General features: G+C 54.0%; 16 protein-coding genes. 4 read left to right on the plus strand and 12 right to left on the minus strand.

All coding sequences use genetic code 11. The annotated features are described in order from the left end of the window. Positions 1-50: 50 nt before the first annotated feature. Both ACFQND_RS18225 and ACFQND_RS18230 read right to left on the minus strand, forming a co-directional pair. Positions 51-1,328 (minus strand): patatin-like phospholipase family protein, encoded by a 1,278-nt coding sequence (locus ACFQND_RS18225; protein ID WP_371436911.1) that lies wholly within the window; start codon positions 1,326-1,328, stop codon positions 51-53. A 142-nt stretch (positions 1,329-1,470) separates the two neighbouring features. After that, entirely contained in the window at positions 1,471-1,974 is a 504-nt protein-coding gene (locus tag ACFQND_RS18230) for a phasin family protein (RefSeq protein ID WP_371436912.1), read from the minus strand. 240 nt (positions 1,975-2,214) lie between these two features. Here ACFQND_RS18230 and ACFQND_RS18235 point away from each other — a divergent pair, with 240 nt between their 5' ends. The 4 genes from ACFQND_RS18235 (at position 2,215) to rfbC (ending at position 6,826) form a co-directional block, all read left to right on the plus strand. Further along, positions 2,215-4,218, plus strand: a complete 2,004-nt coding sequence (locus ACFQND_RS18235; protein ID WP_371436913.1) for an SDR family oxidoreductase — start codon at positions 2,215-2,217, stop codon at positions 4,216-4,218. A 133-nt stretch (positions 4,219-4,351) separates the two neighbouring features. Next, positions 4,352-5,386 (plus strand): dTDP-glucose 4,6-dehydratase, encoded by a 1,035-nt coding sequence (rfbB, locus tag ACFQND_RS18240; protein WP_371436914.1) that lies wholly within the window; start codon positions 4,352-4,354, stop codon positions 5,384-5,386. A gap of 4 nt (positions 5,387-5,390) precedes the next feature. Continuing rightward, a complete protein-coding gene (gene rfbD, locus ACFQND_RS18245) occupies positions 5,391-6,281 on the plus strand; it encodes a dTDP-4-dehydrorhamnose reductase (protein ID WP_371436915.1) in 891 nt (296 codons plus the stop codon). Next, a complete protein-coding gene (gene rfbC / locus ACFQND_RS18250; RefSeq protein ID WP_371436916.1) occupies positions 6,278-6,826 on the plus strand; it encodes a dTDP-4-dehydrorhamnose 3,5-epimerase in 549 nt (182 codons plus the stop codon). Before rfbD ends, rfbC begins: the two co-directional genes overlap by 4 nt. Before the next feature lie 35 nt (positions 6,827-6,861). Here the strand turns inward: rfbC and ACFQND_RS18255 are convergent, their stop codons facing one another. From ACFQND_RS18255 to ACFQND_RS18300, 10 genes are all read right to left on the minus strand, one after another. Beyond that, positions 6,862-7,596 carry a TylF/MycF/NovP-related O-methyltransferase gene (locus ACFQND_RS18255; RefSeq protein ID WP_371436917.1) on the minus strand — a complete coding sequence of 245 codons (735 nt, stop codon included), beginning with the start codon at positions 7,594-7,596 and terminating at the stop codon, positions 6,862-6,864. Between the two features lie 64 nt (positions 7,597-7,660). Next, the gene (gene asnB, locus ACFQND_RS18260; protein WP_371437103.1) at positions 7,661-9,577 is read right to left on the minus strand and encodes an asparagine synthase (glutamine-hydrolyzing); all 1,917 of its coding nucleotides are present in this window, start codon (positions 9,575-9,577) and stop codon (positions 7,661-7,663) included. 14 nt (positions 9,578-9,591) lie between these two features. Beyond that, the gene (locus ACFQND_RS18265; RefSeq protein ID WP_371436918.1) at positions 9,592-10,422 is read right to left on the minus strand and encodes a hypothetical protein; all 831 of its coding nucleotides are present in this window, start codon (positions 10,420-10,422) and stop codon (positions 9,592-9,594) included. A 27-nt stretch (positions 10,423-10,449) separates the two neighbouring features. Next, a complete protein-coding gene (locus tag ACFQND_RS18270) occupies positions 10,450-11,709 on the minus strand; it encodes an ABC transporter ATP-binding protein (RefSeq protein WP_371436919.1) in 1,260 nt (419 codons plus the stop codon). After that, on the minus strand, positions 11,706-12,518 hold the full coding sequence (locus tag ACFQND_RS18275) for an ABC transporter permease (protein WP_371436920.1): 813 nt from the start codon (positions 12,516-12,518) through the stop codon (positions 11,706-11,708). The genes ACFQND_RS18270 and ACFQND_RS18275 overlap by 4 nt, the downstream gene beginning before the upstream one ends. Next, positions 12,518-13,870 carry a glycosyltransferase family 4 protein gene (locus tag ACFQND_RS18280; protein WP_371436921.1) on the minus strand — a complete coding sequence of 451 codons (1,353 nt, stop codon included), beginning with the start codon at positions 13,868-13,870 and terminating at the stop codon, positions 12,518-12,520. Before ACFQND_RS18280 ends, ACFQND_RS18275 begins: the two co-directional genes overlap by 1 nt. Further along, positions 13,867-14,247 (minus strand): hypothetical protein, encoded by a 381-nt coding sequence (locus tag ACFQND_RS18285; RefSeq protein WP_371436922.1) that lies wholly within the window; start codon positions 14,245-14,247, stop codon positions 13,867-13,869. Before ACFQND_RS18285 ends, ACFQND_RS18280 begins: the two co-directional genes overlap by 4 nt. Continuing rightward, positions 14,247-15,263: a class I SAM-dependent methyltransferase gene (locus ACFQND_RS18290; RefSeq protein ID WP_371436923.1), complete on the minus strand. Its 1,017-nt coding sequence runs from the start codon at positions 15,261-15,263 to the stop codon at positions 14,247-14,249. Before ACFQND_RS18290 ends, ACFQND_RS18285 begins: the two co-directional genes overlap by 1 nt. Next, entirely contained in the window at positions 15,238-16,263 is a 1,026-nt protein-coding gene (locus ACFQND_RS18295) for a class I SAM-dependent methyltransferase (RefSeq protein WP_377414285.1), read from the minus strand. Before ACFQND_RS18295 ends, ACFQND_RS18290 begins: the two co-directional genes overlap by 26 nt. A 37-nt stretch (positions 16,264-16,300) precedes the next feature. Continuing rightward, entirely contained in the window at positions 16,301-19,228 is a 2,928-nt protein-coding gene (locus ACFQND_RS18300) for a glycosyltransferase (protein ID WP_371436925.1), read from the minus strand. Between the last annotated feature and the right edge of the window lie 46 nt (positions 19,229-19,274).

The raw sequence follows: 19,274 nt of genomic DNA on the forward strand, positions 1-19,274 counted from the left end.
AACCCAGCGGCCATTTGCCGGGAACTAGGGAAGTCGAGCAGCCAGGAGCCTCAGGCGAAAGAGCGCATGGATGGGTTCAGCGCGTGACTAAGGTCTTCCATGACCTCTTCGAGTGACGCAATGGCCCGGCCTATGCGTGTGGCCGCAGGCCGTGCGGCCACCAGGTGGCGTTTGGGGTCGTCAAGCACCTCCATGTTCAGTGACACGCCATGGCGGGCCAGCTTGGCCGACAGGGTGGTTTTTCTGGAGCGCAGCATCTGTCGGGTCTTCTGGTAGGCGTGCTCGGCCATTTCGCGGCGCTGGCCGTAGCTGAAGGTGTTGGCCAGGAACATGTCGGTGTCGCGGTGGTCGGGCTCCAGCAGCACGATGTCGGTGTCCGGGTAGGCGTGTTCGTAGTGCTTCATGCCGAGCTCCAGCCGCGAGTGGATCATGGCGCGAAAGGTCTGGCTCATCACGGCGGGCAGGCCGCCGCTCATGATGCGCGGGATGGCCTGTTTTTCACGCGGCAGGCCGTGGCGCATGACGCGCTGGTTCATGGCCAGCTCCGGCGTGCGCGTGGCGTTGAAGGGCACCAGCGGGTTCAGGCAAAACATCAGGTCCATGCCTTCATCCATCGCCACGCCGGCGTGCATGGTCTTTTTGAGGGCACCATCGACAAAATAATGGTTGTCAATTTCCACTGGGGGGAACAGGCCAGGCAGCGCGGAGCTGGCCTGCACGGCCCTGGATATCGGCACATGGTCCCAGCCTGGCTGGCCGAAAGGCGCCGCGTCGCCGTTGTCGAGATTGGTGGCCACGAGGGTCAGGCGTGCGCCCAGCTTGCGGAAGTCGTTGGTGCGGCCGGGCTTTGAAAACAGTTTGGCCAGGCGTGTATCGATCTCGTCATTGGAAAAAATACCTGTGGGCAGGGCCGGTCCGAGTGCCTCGGCCGCATTCAACAGGGATTTGCCCCCCAGGGTGGCGCGCCACAAAGCCGATGCCGCCAGCCCGGGCAGCATGATGCTACGCCGCAAAAACTCCCCGTAAGCGGGCACCATCAGCCAGGCGGGGTCAAAGACTTCCGAGGCTTTGTTGTCGTTTTCAATAAAGGCGGCGCACAGCTCGCGCGGCGTCATGCCGTTGGCCAGGCCCGCAGCAATGAATCCCCCGGCGGAAACGCCGACGTAGTGGTGCAACTGCGTGAACGACAGGCCCTGCAGGGACTCTTCCAGTGCGCAGAGCGCACCTATCTCGTAAATGGCGCCCAAGGGACCACCACCGGCCAAGGCCAGGCCGATGCGGGGTTTATGGCTGGGGCGTTTGTTCTTGGAAGTCTTTGCAGGGGCCATGGCTTAAAAGTGTAGACGGCTGCTGTTCTGGAAATTGCTGCTTTGCAGCAAAGCGCGGGCAGGCGATTGGGGGTGGGCTGCAAGCGCAGGCGTAAAAAAAGGGACGACAGGTCCCTTTCTTTCTTTTTAAAGCAGGCGCTGCTCAGGCTGTTTTGCGGGCAGCCGGGCGTTTGGCTGCTGGACGGGCTGCCTTTTTTGCCGCGGGTTTAGCCGCTGTTTTTGCCGCAGGTGCCTTGACGCTCATCTTCTGCACGTTCCTGTTGAGTTCGTCAATGCGGGCAATCAGGGCGTCCACGTCTTTGGCCGAAGGTACGCCGAGTTTGTTCAGGGCCTTGGCCACGCGGTCTTCAAAGATGTTTTCCAGCTTGTCCCACTGGTGGCCGGCCTTGGACTGGATATCGGTCGCCATGTTGGCCATCTTGCTGGTGGCTTCGGAGATTTTTTCTTCGGCAGCGGCCTGCGTTTTGCGCTGGATGGACAGGCCTTCCTTGACCAGGGTTTCAAAAACCTTGCCGCCTTCTTCCTGTGCCTTGGAGAAAGCGCCCAGGCCGGCCAGCCAGATTTGCTGGGCTGACTCTTTTACTGCACCGGAAAGCTGTGGGCCGGATTTTTTATCGTCGCTCATTTTTTGCAGTTTCTTGACCATGGTGTACTCCAGAGATGTGGTTGGAATGGAATCCTGCACGGCGGGCATGCCATGCACAGCCGAAAATATAAGCCCTGCACGAGCCGCCGTTTAGGTGCGGGCTTCTAGAAAGCTAGGGTTGCAGCTCTATGGAAAAGCACGCCGGAATGGGCTGAGCGCGGGTTTTTGCTGAATAGCCCGCACCCTGATTCAAGCAAGAATCATATTTTGATTTGCCGCTCAGCGAAAGACACAACACCCATGACAACGCATTATTTCGTCACCGGAGCCACTGGCTTCATTGGTAAGCGCCTGGTGAAAAAACTCCTGGAACGAAAAGGGACGACCGTTCATTTCCTGATTCGCAAGGAAAGTGCCGGCAAAGTGGCAGCGCTAAGGGAATATTGGGGCGTCAGCGCTACAAGGGCCATCGCCGTGCATGGCGACCTGACGAGCAAAAAGCTCGGCGTCAGTGCCGAAGACACCAAAAAACTCAAGGGGCAGGTGGGCCACTTCTACCACCTGGCCGCAGTCTATGACCTGGGCGCGGACGAGGAAAGCCAGATCGCAGTCAACATTGACGGTACGCGCAACACGGTGGAGTTTGCCAAGTCAATTGAGGCCGGCCACTTCCATCATGTCAGCTCCATTGCTGCGGCTGGGCTTTATGAAGGTGTGTTCCGCGAAGACATGTTTGAAGAAGCCGAGAATTACGAACACCCGTATTTCCGGACCAAGCACGAGAGCGAAAAAATCGTGCGCAAGGAGTGCAAGGTGCCCTGGACTGTCTTCAGGCCGGCCATGGTGGTTGGGGACAGCACCACTGGCGAAATGGACAAGATTGACGGGCCCTACTACTTCTTCAAGTTGATCCAGCGCATGCGCCAGTTGTTGCCACCGTGGATGCCCGCCGTGGGGCTGGAGGGCGGCCGCGTCAATATCGTGCCGGTGGACTTTGTGGTCGACGCGCTGGACCACATCAGCCACAAGACAGGCATTGCCAAGAAATGCTTCCATCTGGTGGACCCGGTGGGCTACCGCGTTGGCGACGTGCTGGACATCTTCAGCCGTGCCGCGCATGCTCCAAAGATGAACCTGTTTGTGAATGCCGCGCTGCTGGGTTTTATCCCGCGCGGCGTTAAAAAGAGCTTGATGGCGTTGGCGCCGGTGCGCCGCATCCGCAACGCCGTGCTGGCCGACCTGGGCCTGCCTGAAGACATGCTTACTTTTGTCAATTACCCGACGCGCTTTGACAACCGTGACATGACGGCGGCGCTGAAGGGTTCAGGCATTGAATGCCCCAACCTCAAGGATTACGCCTGGCGCCTCTGGGACTACTGGGAGCGCCACCTTGATCCTGATTTGCACATTGACCGCTCGCTGAAGGGTACGGTCAACGGCAAGGTGGTGCTGGTCACCGGTGGGTCATCGGGTATTGGCCTGGCGGCGGCGCACAAGTTTGCCGAGGCAGGCGCCATCACCATCATCTGTGGCCGGGACCAGGACAAGCTCGACGAAGCCTGCAAGGAGGCCAAAGCCAAAGGCTATAACTTTGTCGCTTATCCAGCTGACATTGCGGACATGGCTGATTGCGACCGATTCATCGGGGAACTGATAGACAAGCACGGCGGCGTTGACTTCCTGATCAACAACGCAGGGCGTTCAATCCGTCGCGCCATTGAGTCCAGCTACGACCGTTTTCACGATTACGAACGCACCATGCAGCTCAATTACTTTGGCTGCCTGCGCGTGACCATGGGTCTGCTGCCCGGTATGACTGCCAAACGCAAGGGCCATGTGGTCAACATCAGCTCCATCGGGGTGCTTACCAATGCACCGCGATTTTCCGCGTATGTGGCTTCCAAGGCGGCGCTGGACGCCTGGACGCGTTGCGCCTCAAGCGAGTTTGCCGATGTGGGCATCAGCTTTACCACCATCAACATGCCGCTGGTGCGCACGCCCATGATCGCCCCGACCAACCTGTACAACAACGTGCCGACGCTGTCACCCGAAGAGGCTGCCGACATGATTGCCGACGCCTGCATCACCAAGCCTGTCCGCATCGCAACTCGACTGGGTATCACCGGCCAGGTCATGCATGCCTTGGTGCCGCGCATCGCGCAGATTGCCATGAACACCAGTTTCCGCATGTTTCCAGACTCTTCGGCAGCCAAAGGCGCCAAGCCGGGCGACAAGGTTGCCAAGCCGCAACTATCGGCTGAAGCGGTAGCGATGCAGCAGATGATGCGCGGGATTCATTTCTGACCGTTTTCCTGGCCAGATCTCAAACGGGCCGCGCTTTCCTGGCCCATTTTTTGCCGGTGGCGACCACGGGCTGAGGGATAATCTCGCCTCAGGCGCCGTTGCCACATGCGCGCCGTCACAAAAAGACTATCCCATGATTTTGGTCACTGGCGGAGCCGGCTTTATCGGAGCTAACTTCATTCTGGACTGGCTCTCGTTGCACGATGAGCCGATTCTGAATCTCGACAAGCTCACCTATGCGGGCAACCTTGATAACCTGCGCGGACTCGAGGGCGATAGCCGCTATATCTTTGCGCATGGCGATATCGCCGACAGCCAGTGGGTGGGTGGTCTGCTCGCACTGCACCGGCCGCGCGCGATCGTCCATTTTGCGGCGGAGTCGCATGTCGACCGTTCGATCGACTCGGCCGAGGATTTCGTTCAGACCAACATAGTTGGAACCTTCAGGCTGCTAGAGGTTGCGCGAGCCTATTGGTCGAGGCTTGAAGGTGAAAGCGCTGCTGCGTTTCGTTTTTTGCAGGTTTCGACGGATGAGGTCTATGGCTCGCTGGCCTCGTCTGCCGCAGCTTTTCGCGAGGTCGATCGCTATCAGCCCAACAGCCCTTATGCCGCGAGCAAGGCGGCTGCCGACCACATGGTCCGGGCTAGCCATAAGACCTGGGGGCTGCCGGTGCTCACGACTAACTCTGCCAATAACTATGGGCCTTATCAATTTCCAGAAAAACTGATTCCCCACATGATTGTCGCTGCGCTCGAAGGCCGGCCGATGCCGGTCTATGGCGATGGCCTGCAGGTGCGCGACTGGTTATACGTGAAGGATCATTGCCGGGCGATCCGCTTGGTGCTTGAAACCGGCCGTCCTGGCGAGACTTATAATGTCGGTTCCGGGGATGGGAAACCCAACCTCGATGTTGTATTGGCGATCTGCCATCTGCTCGATGAGTTGCGGCCTACTCTCGAGCTGGGCGGTTACCGCCGTCTGATTACTCGCGTTGCCGACCGTCCCGGTCACGATACCCGCTATGCGATCGATCCGGCCAAGATCACTCGCGAGCTCGGTTGGAAGGCCGAGCAGAGCTTCGAGTCTGGTCTGCGCCAGACCGTGCAGTGGTATCTCGATAATCCGGTCTGGCTTGAGGCGGTGCGTGCGCGCATCCATATCGCTTGAGTCCATGCTGAAGATACTGCTGTTCGGAAAAAACGGGCAACTGGGGGCTGAACTCTTGCGCAGTTTGGCCGTGTTTGGCGAGGTGATTGCACCCGAGCGGGGGCAATCAGGTGGCGATCTTGCTAACGCCGCCGATATCCGGGGCGCCGTGCTCAGAGTCATGCCCGATATCGTCGTTAATGCTGCAGCTTTTACCGACGTCGATGCGGCCGAGGGCCAACCCGATATTGCTCGTGCGATTAACGCTGATGCGCCGGCGTTGCTGGCTAGATCTTGTGGCGAAACCGGTGCCTGGTTTGTGCATTATTCGAGCGACTATGTTTTTGATGGTAGCGGTGGGACGCGGCCCTGGACTGAGGATGATCCCGCTCGGCCGTTGAATGCCTATGGTCTTAGCAAGCTGCTCGGCGACCAGTCGGTTATGCAAAATTGTGCTCGGCACCTGATCTTCAGAACGAGCTGGCTTTATGCTGCGCATGGGGAAAATTTTGCGAAGAAAATCCTGCGCAGATTACGCAAGGATGGTCAGCTGACAGTGGTCAATGACCAGTTCGGTGTGCCCACCGCGGCGAACTGGCTGGCTGATCTGACTGTGGTGGCATTGGCGCGCGTTCTCGCGGACGAACGATTGGCAGGGCTTTATCATGCCGCTGCCGCTGGTGAAACTTCTTGGCATGGTTATGCCTGTTTTGTCGTCGAACAAGCACAAAAGACCGGGCTGTTGGCCGGCGTACCCATCAATGCTGTCCGGCCTGTGGCGTCAACGGCCTACGAGCAGACAGCCCGGCGACCAATGAATTCGCGACTTGATACCTCAAAGCTGCGACGGACTTTCGGGCTGAACCCTCCTGATTGGCAAGTCGGCGTCGCTAATGTGGTTGAGGAGCTCGCATGAAGGTCATCCCGACTGCTCTGCCAGAAGTGCTGCTGATCCAGTCGGAAGTCCATACCGACGCGCGAGGACTGTTTTTCGAAAGTTTTAACAGGCGCGATTTTGAGCAGGTAACTGGCCTTGATGGTGGCTTTGTACAGGACAACCACTCGCGTTCGGTCCGCCACGTGCTTCGCGGCCTGCATTACCAGCTTAAGCATCCTCAAGGCAAGCTCGTGAGGGTGGTCCGTGGCAGTATTTGGGATGTGGCAGTCGATATCCGGCGGTCCTCGCCGAATTTCATGCGTTCGGTTGCGCTCGAATTGTCGGCGCGGGAGTCCAGGCAACTCTGGGTGCCACCGGGCTTTGCACACGGGTTTTTGGTGCTCAGCAAGTTTGCCGAAGTGCTGTACAAGACCACTGACTATTACGCAGTCGAACACGAACGCTGCATCCGTTGGGATGATCCGAATCTGGCGATTGCCTGGCCCTTGGCGGAGGCTAGACCTCTGCTTTCAGCCAGGGATTGTGATGGCGAGACCATGGCGGAGGCTGAGCTGCCGCCATAGCCGCCTCACGCTAGCTAGGAGTCATTCTCCCTCCATTAGCATGACGCAACGGTGAAAGCTTGCCCGTGAAATCCAAAATCAACAAATTCATTCAGCTTGATTTGTGGATTGCGGGCGAGCCACTCTTTGCACGCGCGCTGTTGGCCAAATTCCGGTAAATTTCGATAGCACCGCCAATCATCGAATAGCAGCACAGCCCCCACAGACAGTCTGTCTGTCAGGAAGTTAAGTACCGGCACTGTCGATTCGTATAGATCACAGTCAATCCACGCAGCGGCCACCTTTGAAACGGTATCGCTCGCTTGGCTGCCGGGACTTAATGATGAATCGAACCATCCCTTTATTGTGGACACCCGGCTCATATCGACACCGCGCGCGCGTAAATTACTCTCAAACTGCTCGCCACTACATGCAAACTGCCCCTTATAGAAGCCGCTCGTGTAGCTATCGTTTGCATCTATACCCTTGGGCTCGGGCAGTCCTTCAAATGAATCGAGGGCAACAAACTTCATCTCAGGGAATAGCTGTGCCATGATTTTGAAGGCATAAGAGAAAGTCTTTCCCTCGAATACACCGAACTCCAGATAATCGCCTTGAAGCTGGGTCCCCACCAAATAATCAGCGAGCTTATCGACCACATCCCAACGGTTTTTGTAGTAGCTGAGAAGACGATCCTCAAGATAGGCGATGCGGGCTTCCAGCAAGGAAGTTCTATTACTTTGCTCTTGGATGCATTTATCTATTCCGCACCATTTCGTAAAAATTGACATTTAAATTACCTTTTAACACCCCAGAATTTGACGCAAGGCGCCTACACAAATAAGAACAGGCACTTCACGCCTGAAGAACCTGTCGCCGCCATAGCTCCGTCACCATAGGCAGCCAGGGGTGCGACCAAGGTCGTCGCCCATCGATAAATTCTTGCCGGATACGGACGGCAGAAGCTGGATCAAACAGCCCCGCATCCGAGACGGACTGCCGTGACATCGTATCCGCCAACACGTCCGCTAATGGCCCCTGCAACCAGTCCGCATGCGGTAGCGAGAATCCTTTTTTTGCCCGCGCGCTAAAAAAGTCCTGGGGGAGGTACGTTTTCGCCACATCGCAGACAATGCGCTTGACCCCCGATGCAGAATAACTCGCGCTCGGATCCAAGGTGCGATTGCTGACCCGCAACTTGCTGCTCACCGGCAAGGACAAGGCAAAGTCCATCAGGCCAACATCAAGGAATGGCACCCTGACCTCAATAGAGTGCGCCATCGAACAAGCATCGATATCGCGAAGCAGCTGGTTACGTGTGTATCCATTCAGGCAGAGGACACTTGCACGGTCGAGCAATTCACCCGTCACCAACTCATCACCCGACGTCAATTCTTCTGCAAACGAGCGTTGGCTGACACTGCGACGCCGTGCAGGCGCCAAGAGATCATTGGCCGCTGCCGGACCGAAGCAATGGTACTGCCGCCCGAATGCCTCGCTAAATGCAGCGCTATCAATGACTGCAGGACGGTCATGCCTCGCTTGGCGACCGATAACTGTAAGGTGCCTGAGCAACCGGCGGGCGAAGGAAGTTCTCGAGGTCGGATGTGCATCGTCAAAACCGTTCTGGATATTGGCAAACCATGGATAACCCAGGAACAACTCATCCCCACCCGTGCCCGAAAGCGAAACGGTGACCCCTTGCGATGCTGCGTGCGACACAAAGTAACTATTGAGCCCATCGACAGAAGGTTGATCCAGACCAGAGACGAATCTTTCAAGGTGGGCAACCATATCGCCGGCGGTCACGAGCACTCGTGTGTGGTCGGTTCCCAAGTGACGAGCCATCGCTTCAGCCTCATGGCTCTCATCCGTTGCATTGGCTCCTTCCTCAAACCCAACGGAAAAGGTTTTTACGTGTCCCCCGACTTCCCTGGACATCAGAGCCACAATAAGTGAAGAATCAACGCCCCCGGACAAGAACGCACCCACAGGAACATCGGCGACCATCTGTAGCTTGACAGACTCGGTCAAAGCAGCCCGGAATTGCTCTACCTGGTCATGATAAGGAAGTTGGCGCAACCCAGCCACACGGTCAATCCCGTAAGACCAATATCTCTGCAATTTCGAGCCACTGCTATCCACCACCATAAAGTGAGCGGGAGGCAAGGCCTTGACACCTTCAACCAAAGTTCTGGGTTGATAAACCGACCCCAGACTCAGCAATTGCTGCAAGGACTCTGAGTCCACCTGTCGCGGAACCAGCCCGCTCGCCAACAATGCCTTCAACTCCGAAGCAAAAATGAAAGCCCCGTTCCCCTCGAAATACAACAGTGGCTTTACTCCAAATTGATCTCTGGCCAGAAATAGCTTCTCTTTGCCGAGCCCCCCCCGTTTGTCGTAGATTGCTAATGCAAAGATACCGCGTAAGTGCTGGAGAAATGCTTCGCCAAACTCTTCGTAAAGCTTCAGGACAACTTCGGTATCGGACTGCGTCTTGAAGTGATGCCCTTTTGATTCCAATAAAGTGCGTTCAGACCGGAAGTTATAAACCTCCCCGTTGTAAACGATGTGTATTAACCCGCTTCCAGAGGACATTGGTTGATGTCCTCCATTGCTGGTGTCAATGATCGCTAGGCGCGCTTGCGCTAAAGCAACCCTATTGTCAAGATACAAGCCCGAATCGTCTGGCCCCCGGTGGTACATAGCAGCCGCCATTTGCCGGATCAAATGAGCTTCGGGTTTAGAGAAAATACCAGCAATGCCACACATATATAGAGAAATAATCAATAAAAAATTGACTTAAGACGACGAGAAAACATCTTTAAGTAACTGCTTCTTTGTGGAGATTGATTAGCATATCCCTTTGTATTTTCCCAATTGCCGCCTTTTAAGTATGGCGAAAACTCGGTTTTCAAGGGGTCGACATCGCCAGTAAGGTACCCAGCCACCTTATTGATCTTTGCAAACATTCCATCGAAGGGAGTGCAAAAAGGAGCGTCGTTTACCTTGCGAAACACTGCATAAAACAAGATGTCATGCGAATCCCAGTTCTGAAATTCTGCTTTTGTATATTTTATTAAGGTAGATTTGTAATCTACTGTAAATGACAGATCGAGTATCTCGTAGCCGTTTGCTACCGCAAGATCAAGGAAAAATCTTGGGTGGTAATTATAAAATCCGTGATTCACGTTCCCTTGAGCAGGTAAGGCGTGAACCATCACCCCTCCACGTTTGCAGATGTCATGCAAGTTTTTAAACACAGTAAATTGATTAAAGCAATGCTCTGCCGTGCCAAGGTTTGTTACCAAGTCATACGATTCAAAGAACCCATATTCTTCTCGAATATCTTTATTTAGGTCCATTAATAATGCGTCATTGCCGCCGCTAGCATCTATGCATTTGTAATTGGCGAAACCTAACAATGCATATAATTCCTTTGCATTCACGATGTCTGCTTTGGACTTTTCGAGGATATATTTCGCTGCTATTTGACAAATGACTTCGGGTGCAACGCAAACATCTTGCGCACCGATTTCGATTACTGTGTCGCCGAGCAGAATGGAATCAGATCGCATTCGGGCAACTAGGCTTACCAATTCCGCATTAATTCCCATTCCAAGTTCCTACTGTTATCGCATTAATTACTTCTCAAGACTCGTCAATCTTGAGCCAGAAAATTTGCTACGCAAATTGACAAGACCGGGGAAAAGATCTGCTGTTGCCGCCTCGACGACAATTGAGTCACCGACAAAATGCATCATGCTGTAATGGTCGGGACTCCCCTCATCTGCTAGATTTTCAGCTATGCCCACATTGAGGAAATAGCTACCATTGTTAAATGCCGGTCGCAAAACAAAATCAAACTCTTTAACTTCGTTCGCCTGGATCTGCTCGTCGATCCGCGCGGCAGATGTTGAAAAACCATATATCTGAACACCTGTATGTGTACGGAGATCGTACCCAACAGACAGTGATTTAATTGGTTTGTGAGCTTTGACCCGGATCCGAATCAGATACTCGCCTCCATCTTTTAGTCGGCGAGTTGGTGCGCCATTTATGGAGTCAAAAATTTCGGCCCCTACAATTTCGGCCTTTCGATTCACATCCGAAGTGAATTCTCCAATTTCCAGTGCGGGTGCCACCATGCTGTTTAAAGTGGCCATTTCCTCATGAACCTTCTGCTCGTAGAGATAGCCTACAGTGCGCGGGTCGCCCACTGCGGCAACGCCTCCGCGCTCAAGTAATATTGCCTTATCACAGAGGTCATAGATCTGTTGCAAGCTGTGGGTCACAAATAATACAGTGGCACCACTCTTCGCAATCTCGCGCATCCTGGCGTAGCTCTTGGCGTTGAACATCATATCGCCAGTAGAGAGTGCTTCATCGACAATCAGGATATCGGGGTCTACGCTGACGGCGACACTAAACGCGAGTCTTGCCACCATACCACTTGAATACTCTTTGCAGGGTGAATCGATGAATTCCTTTAGGCCGCTAAAGGCGATAATGTTTTCCGCCTTGCGCTCGATTTCCTCATGCGTCATCCCCAAGCACAGGCCACCCAGCAGAATATTCTCTCGCCCCGTCAGATCCATATTGAAACCTGTGCCGAGTACCATAATTGCCGACACACGGCCTTTCACCTCAATGCTCCCAGCGGTCTTGTCCAAAGTACCTGCGATAATTCTGAGCAGCGTTGTCTTGCCTGCACCATTTCGCCCGATTATGCCGACCACTTCTCCGCGATTGACTTCAAAGTTCACGTCTTTTACCGCCCAGTGTTCACGGTGCCGCGACTTTCTGGTCAGAAGCTCCCATAGCACATCGGATGGCCTCGAGTACATCCGATACATCTTGCCTAACCCACTGACCCGGATGGCCGCCTCTTTAGCATCACTCACAGGTAGCTCCCAAAATGTGGTTTAAGGCGTGCAAAAATCATCGCTCCAACCCATGCCGCGATTGCGCCAGTCAGTAGCGCCACCAGCCAAACGGTCCAGCTGCGAATGCCGCCGTAATAGGCCGCATCGTGAAAATTTTCCACGAACATAGTGACGGGATTCAAATAAACTAAAAACCTCAGGCGCGCCGGCACCCAGTCCATGAAATAAAATATTGGTGCCACATAGATGCCGATCAGGGTATACATCTGAACGATTTCTCTGATGTCTCGTAGGAAAACGCCTATCGCAGAAATCGCAAAAGATGCACCGAGCAGGAACAAGTAAAGTGGCACGGCCGCCAACGGATAAAGCAGCAGGGCAGGGCTGGCCCGGTCGACCACAAGCCCGTATATCGCCAAGCCGGCGAAGCCGATCAGAAAGGTCGGTAAGGTGGCCAGGACCATTTTCACGGGGAGGATCTCGACCGGGAACACCACTTGTTTTACCAGGGAGGCCTGGCTGGAGATGATCGCCGAACTGCGACCCAGGACGTCAGCCACCACCAGCCACGGCACGATACCGGAAATCATGTAAAGCGTGTGATCGCCAGGAACATCAAGTCCACCATCCACCTTCATGCGGAACACCACTGCGAACATGAAAATGAAGACCGTGATCGTCATCACAGGGTGCACAACTGCCCAGACTGTTCCCAGCACCTGACCGGAATATCGGTCAGAGATATCACGCTTGGCCATTTCAAGAAGAAGCCGCCGGTGCTTGACAAGGCTCCCGAACAGGAAGCGCGTTGCAGCGATTGTTGACATTAATTGACCTTCATGTTGTTGCCTTTGCGTGACAAACGCGCCACTTCTTCGTAATAAACCAGCGCGCGCTCCTTGACCCGTTGGCGATCCGCCATCTCGCGGATTCTGACCACATTGTTTGCGGCCATACTGTCCACCAGATCATCGTCAGACATTAATCGCACCAGTGCTTCAGCGATTTCATCGGGATAGAGATTCCTCGCGAAGAGAACGTTTTTCTCGTTTTTCACAACGGGGACTATTGTGTCAAGGGGCGAAACCAGCGGGGCCGCGCCAAGCGCCATAGCCTCCATCATGGTATTGGGGATGCCATCGCTGAGAGAGGGCGCGATCATTACCCGTGCATTGGCGATTCGGGCCAAGGTCTCCTCCCTGCTCAGGCGTCCATAAGTCGGGCAAGATGCCTTGATGTGCTCCGGAAAGAGTTTCTCGTACCAGATTTGCACGTCCGATTGCACCATCCATATCATCTCGATCCTGCATGGCTGGATACGGTCCCATACTTTCAGGATTGCCTCGAAGACAGGCATGGCTTTTGAGGTGTAAAGTTCATAGGCCTTAGGCCAGACGATGACCCGCTCTCGCTTGGAGGGCGGTAGCAGCCACATCGACCTCAGCCCATCCACATCCATGCCGCCCGCACCCGAAACCACCCCCATGCCCGGATTGGCAATCTTTCCTTGTGTCAGTCCCGCACTTAAGGCGTAATCGTAATTCGGCTGGTTATCAGCGATAAAGTGGTCGCAGGTTTGAAACACTTCGCAAATGCGTGGCGCGAACTCCGGAGAATACCTCTGCAGGGCGATATCGGGGCCCCCCCGCGCCTGCGCGACCCATCGGCCAACGCCCTCAAGGCCATATTGCTTCCGGGTGCGCAAATAAAAGTAGCTGGCCGAATCGAAGCCCAGAGTGTGTATTACATCGGGCTTCCACTCCCTGATCGCATTGGCCAGTGCCTCTTCGATCGTGATCGGATTATCTCCGTGGCCAAATCTTTCAGCCAAGCCGACGCCGGACTCGATCAAGCGCCGCATGAGCGAACTCGCCCCCAGTTGCCCCTTATCAAGCGCGGCCTTTGCCTTGGAGGCTAGCCCCAATGGCGAAGACTCGGATGGAGGAAACACTGTCTTGCGAGTCGCGTCATCGAACCTCGGCGCTCCTGAGCGGGTAATGTAGGTCTTGATGGGCCAGTCTCCGGGCGGTTCAGCCGAAGGCAGCGCGAACAACCTTGCATTGATTTCGCATCCATCAAGCAGCCCGATCCAGGAATGCGTGTGAGAGCTCTCAGGAAAACCGATAAAAAGAACCTTGGGCCGACCAGGATACGGGTCGGTTTCAAATACTTCGTTCATTGTTCTTTGCGGTCGCCTGTCGATTCGTTACGCTGCTCAACAAGACTCTCTATTCTGTTAATTTTTTTTGTCAAAATTGCAATTGCGACTGTCAATTGGTTTTCTGCATCCTCTCTGCGACGACGCTCTTTTTCCAATTCTGCGTTCGATATGCTCATTGATTTTTGAAGCGCATGCAACATGCTGTCAAACTTCTGCTTCTCATTGTATGAAATCGCTTGCGCAATCGCCTGGACTTTGGCCGTGTTTATATCCGAAGCTACCACAGATTTATTGAGCGTCTTGAGATCGTCATTGAGAGTCTTTAGATCAGCTTCAATTGAAGGGAGCCGAAGGTACGCCCTTGCAGCGCCTATAATTTTTGGCAAAATTGACATCACCCACACACCGATGTTGCCGCCACAAAGATCGTATGACTCGGGACCCCGTACAACCTTCGAATGCCTGCCTCTTTCATTTCTTTGGCGGCAAAGCCTGAACGCTCTCCGACCGTAATCATTCCGAGACGCCTTGCCAACGGATCAAAGATCTGCGTCGGCCAGATTGGCTCATCCCACATCACAGGCAAGTAGGCATCCCACAGATAATCAGGAAGAGGCTCATGTTGAATACTGCTCATCTTCAATTTAAGCCGCTTAAAGAGAGCTTCAAAAGTCGCTTCCGTCCAGCGCGTGACATGGTGCGGAGGGAGCTCGGTCAAGGCATCAGGAAAGTTTTTTATTGGACCGCCCGCATCGGGCGTCGTAACAATCAACAGCCCCCCCGGGCGTAACAACCCGAGAAAAGTCTGCAACATATCGATCGGATCGTTCGCATGCTCCAGCACCTGCAGCATGCAGATGGCATCGAAAGGGGGCACCTCGCCCGACTGCGTTTTTGCCTTTATCTGGTTCAAATCGCCAGACAATACGCTCAAACCGCGGGCTGGCAGACTAGCCAGAAGCTCTGCATTCAGGTCGTACCCGAAAAGCTGGGCATCTGGCATTTGCCGCCGAAGATAGTCAAGGAAAATGCCCGAACCACACCCAACGTCAAGGATGCGATTCGCTCCAGCAATTTGCAGCTGACTTAAGGCGGCGCCAAACTCCCATTTTTCTTCGTTGTAGTAATCTACCGCCGATATGAATTCATAAAATCCCGCATTGCCGGATACAACCGGCTCAAAACGGCCAAAACCACACTCGACACATTCTTTTAGCGTCAGGGGTTTATATTCATGTTGTGAATAAGCATTCCAGACTTCCTTCGGGAACGGGCGGCCGACAACCCCCTCCCAGCGGCGAAGAGTGTCAATTATGTTGACCGACGCTCCTGAAGTCGAGAAGGCGGATTTGTCGCAAATAGGACATCTTTCCAAAACCGCCACCTTATTCTGCGGCAGAAGGCTTAACACGCATCCAGAAAGCAGTCGGCTCCGATTGCGGATAGTCGCGGCGCATTCTCTCGAATTCAGGGAAAACGGCAAGAACCCGATCCGGGTAATTAAGCATCATGTAATTCCCCGGCCAGACAACCTCAAAGCGGTCATTAAAGGTGAGGAACGCCTGAAGCAGATATTGCTCGGTCCAGTAGAGATGGTTGTCGAAATAGACTTTCGGGTAAGGGCGCGGAAGACTGATGTCGTGAACATGGATCAGCACTCCCGGCTTCAAGCGCGGAAGGATCTCCAGAAACTCATAATGCACGTCGTTTCCACTGCGGATGACATGGCTTGAGTCAATGAACACCATATCGCCGGCTTCAAGCTGTTCAAAATAGGAAACAGGGACATCCTGAACCCGTTCTACGACCAGCGAGTCCAAACCGGCATAGCCATCTTTGAATATGGCCCAAGGATAGGGGTCGATAGAAGTCAAATGTGGCCGTCGCCCTGTTTCTTTTTCGTTGGTATCAGCGGCGGCAATCGCCAGCAATGTGGAATTGCCGTTGCCTATTTCTACAATCTTGCGCGGCTTGAAGTGCCGTATCAGGCAGTAATACACATGCGCATCGACCGCCATATATCCGCCGTTGATCAGGTAAAAGCCTGGCGTTTGAGGTGGCCCCTCAATCGGGAATCTCTCACGGAACTCCGGCAAATATTTGGGGCAAATTTGCTCCATCACCTCGAGACCCATGGCATCGTTGATGTTCACACCTACCATTTTCGAAGGTTGATCCCAGAACTGCTCCAAACGATCAGTGTCATCGGGAACCGGAAGGTAAAAGTGTTTTCTCAGAAGATGGAAGCCATGGCGATAAAACACATCATGGCAAGGATGCCCTGGCTCGCTCTCAATTCTGCGGGCCAACTCCTCGGCCAGACTCTCGGTAGAGCACCTCGACAATTTGGGTGCGGCAAAAAATCGTGAAAGAAGATTCGCCAATTTGGTGCGATAGAACTTGAACCTCATTGAATTGAACATCATTAAATTAATAAATAGGCTTTCATTATCGCTTTCTATAAGGCACTGAGTCGATCAGTGCCTCCCATTGGGGTACGATTTTCTTGACATCAAAGTCTTCTGCTCTCCGATAGCCACGTTTCACCAGCCTCTCTTTGAGAGAGTCGTCGTCCATCAACCGCTCCACAGCGGCTGCCAGCGCCTCGCAATCGCCATTGGGCACCAATAGTCCATACTCGCCATTGGCCAAGACCTCGCCCGGCCCAGTAGGGCAGTCCGCAGATATCACGGCCGTGCCGCAGACCATGGCCTCGACGAGCACCAAAGCAAATGCCTCAAAGCGAGAAGTAAGAAGCAAGGCATCCGCTGCCGACATCCATGGGAAGGGGTTTTGCTGTTCCCCCGCCAGAAAAACCCGGGATTGCAGACTATGCTCCTGAATTTGCCGCTCAATCCACTCGCGATCGCCCCCCCCGCCGACAATCGCAAGAGAAAAGTCTCGTCCGCGCTGCTTGAGCCGAGAACAGACTTGCAATAGCAATTCATGATTTTTTTCGTCATCCAGGCGGCCGACATGCACCATCCGGAACGTCTTCGCTGCGCTTTTCCACTCAGATACCTCGTCAACTAGGCGCCAAGACTGGCGACGGATCTGCACGCAATCAACTGGATTCCATAGCACTTTTATCTTTTCCAGAGAAACGCCAAAGTTCTCATGCAAATCCCCCCCCCCTCCAGCGCTGGGAAAAACTACGGCTGCTGCGCCGTTGCATGCTGAACTCAACACCCATTTTTCAGCAAGATACCGATCATTTTCAGGGTATAGCCTGGGAAGGATTTTGCTTTCAACCGTATGCAGAGATGCGATGTAGGGTTGCCCAATTGAGGCTTGTGCCAGCCAGGCAGCTACAGTTGCCTCTTCCATCACTGCTATCAACGCAACATCATTGCCAAAGCGCTGCATTACCCTCGACAGGCCATTAGCTTGGGGACCGTGATGATACATTGCACCCACAAAATCCACGCCAGGTGCCGAGCTTGATACTGGCGTACTCTCCTTCTTAATTGAAGGGGTGCCCTTTTGACCGTCTCTGATGGACGATAACAAAGCCCTGAACTTAACGATTCGTCGCCCAACTCCGATCCGCTCTCGTAACTCCGCACTCAAAAGACGGCGGTAAAGAGCTCGCCCCTTCCTTACCGCTCTTCTAATTACGGAGATCTTTTCAGCACCGCCATTGAGGTCAGATGAACAGGTCTCGCCAACTGCCTCGTACAAATATTTTTGTATGTTTATGGTCTCTACATCGGCAGGAAAGCCCAGCCCTTTTCCGTGTTCATCGAACATGGTCAACACAACAGGCCGATAGCGTTGCCTGTTCAAATTGCGCACGATCTCATAAACGACCCGCTCCGCACCTCCACCCCACAGAACTCGTTCCAGAAAGAGGACGGGACGAATTGTTGTGTCCGCATCGGTAGGATGAAACATGAGTATTTTCTGAAGATTGGCCTCGGTTGAGACGCCATCATCCCAATGGATCAGCTGTCCGGCTCCAGCCCAAACAGGAATTTCCTTATCCGGCAACGATATCCCCAACTCAAATTCGCCTAGCCATGGAAGCGAGTTGTGATCGAGGGATGCAATACGAACTATCGTTATGCGAACATGCCATTCATATAAAGCTGCCTCAGCTGCATGATTCGAACTCAAGATCATCGGGCGATAACCAAGGTCCGCCAGCCGCTGCAAGGCTTCCCTGAAGGCCGGATGCCTTTCTGCTTGCCCGCAATTTAAAAAAACTATGCGCGCGCTCCCTGCCTCGAGCGGTAACGCCAAGGGCACCTCAATATTCATGAAGCGCTTCATATAGTCACGAACAGGTTGCAGCGACGGGTCTTTGCTAACTTGTCGTGATCGGTATAACCGCGATGCGAGCTCTGCGGGTTCTATCTGTGAGTAGCAAAAACTCGCCGCCCCCCCCGCAAGCGACAAAGCTAGCTGGCGCCACATCCATGACCATTCGTCGTCATCGCTGTCTCGAAGTGCCATTTGCTCTATGCGAGAACACACTTGCTTCCTCTGGTCATGCTCCCGGTCTTCGCAAGAGAACACCCATTCCAAAACCCTGAGAACCAAGGCAGGATGCGCCCCCAAACAATAAATAAATGAAGAGCGATCGCAGGCAACATCCAGCGCGCCAGTTATTGCCGATGAGGCAGATGCACCGTCACTCAAGTCGGCCCATGGCACCAACTCAGGGAAAGAGTGCTCGTTAATGAACCTTATGGCCGCCTTTGCGGTATCAAAATAGCAGGCAGCGGGGAATGTTTCAGAACCCTGTGCAGCATGATTTCTGCTGATTACTGTCCACTCTGGGATGAATACCCCCTGGTTTTTGGAGAGCAGCCGCAACCACTGGTCATAGTCCTGAGCGTAATATAGCTCCTCATTAAAGAAACCGACTTGCTCCCACGCCGCGCGTCTCACGCAGATGGAAATACCACTGATGTAATTCCTATGAAATAGTCCAAGTATCTGGTGAGCAGAATCTGGCAGCGGCCCCCATAGCCGTCGGCGCTCCTTCTTCCCGGTGGCCTCCGTCAGCAAGGTGAAGTATGAGAAGAAGAAATTGCCACCCGGAACCGTCTCGATCCAACGGCGGTTGATGGCAAGCTTTTCAGGCTCGAACATGTCATCCGAACTCAGCCAGTGGATCCATTCCCCACGCGCCTTCATCAGCCCCGCATTCAAGGCAGATGCAACTCCGCCATTCTCCTTGTGAACAGTGCGAATCCGGGAGTCCCGTGCAGCATAGGCGTCAATTACCGAAGCCGTATCATCGGTCGACCCATCGTTTACTACGATTGCCTCCCAGGAGGTATCTGTTTGTGCCAACAAACTTTCAAGCGCATGGCCCAAATATTGGGCCTGATTGAATGTAGGTACGACAATTGTGGCGAACGGACTCATATGATAGAAATCAGAGCTAATGTTGCGCTAATGAGATTCCGATAGG

Origin of the sequence: Polaromonas aquatica (assembly GCF_042659145.1) — a bacterium.
GTDB lineage: Bacteria > Pseudomonadota > Gammaproteobacteria > Burkholderiales > Burkholderiaceae_C > Polaromonas > Polaromonas aquatica.

Bases quoted from the DNA above. Each gene is read 5' to 3' on its own strand.
- ACFQND_RS18225 (WP_371436911.1), bottom strand. From the start codon at position 1,328: ATGGCCCCTGCAAAGACTTCCAAGAACAAACGCCCCAGCCATAAACCC.
- ACFQND_RS18230 (WP_371436912.1), bottom strand. From the start codon at position 1,974: ATGGTCAAGAAACTGCAAAAAATGAGCGACGATAAAAAATCCGGCCCA.
- ACFQND_RS18235 (WP_371436913.1), top strand. From the start codon at position 2,215: ATGACAACGCATTATTTCGTCACCGGAGCCACTGGCTTCATTGGTAAG.
- rfbB (WP_371436914.1), top strand. From the start codon at position 4,352: ATGATTTTGGTCACTGGCGGAGCCGGCTTTATCGGAGCTAACTTCATT.
- rfbD (WP_371436915.1), top strand. From the start codon at position 5,391: ATGCTGAAGATACTGCTGTTCGGAAAAAACGGGCAACTGGGGGCTGAA.
- rfbC (WP_371436916.1), top strand. From the start codon at position 6,278: ATGAAGGTCATCCCGACTGCTCTGCCAGAAGTGCTGCTGATCCAGTCG.
- ACFQND_RS18255 (WP_371436917.1), bottom strand. From the start codon at position 7,596: ATGTCAATTTTTACGAAATGGTGCGGAATAGATAAATGCATCCAAGAG.
- asnB (WP_371437103.1), bottom strand. From the start codon at position 9,577: ATGTGTGGCATTGCTGGTATTTTCTCTAAACCCGAAGCTCATTTGATC.
- ACFQND_RS18265 (WP_371436918.1), bottom strand. From the start codon at position 10,422: ATGGGAATTAATGCGGAATTGGTAAGCCTAGTTGCCCGAATGCGATCT.
- ACFQND_RS18275 (WP_371436920.1), bottom strand. From the start codon at position 12,518: ATGTCAACAATCGCTGCAACGCGCTTCCTGTTCGGGAGCCTTGTCAAG.
- ACFQND_RS18280 (WP_371436921.1), bottom strand. From the start codon at position 13,870: ATGAACGAAGTATTTGAAACCGACCCGTATCCTGGTCGGCCCAAGGTT.
- ACFQND_RS18285 (WP_371436922.1), bottom strand. From the start codon at position 14,247: ATGTCAATTTTGCCAAAAATTATAGGCGCTGCAAGGGCGTACCTTCGG.
- ACFQND_RS18295 (WP_377414285.1), bottom strand. From the start codon at position 16,263: ATGAGGTTCAAGTTCTATCGCACCAAATTGGCGAATCTTCTTTCACGA.
- ACFQND_RS18300 (WP_371436925.1), bottom strand. From the start codon at position 19,228: ATGAGTCCGTTCGCCACAATTGTCGTACCTACATTCAATCAGGCCCAA.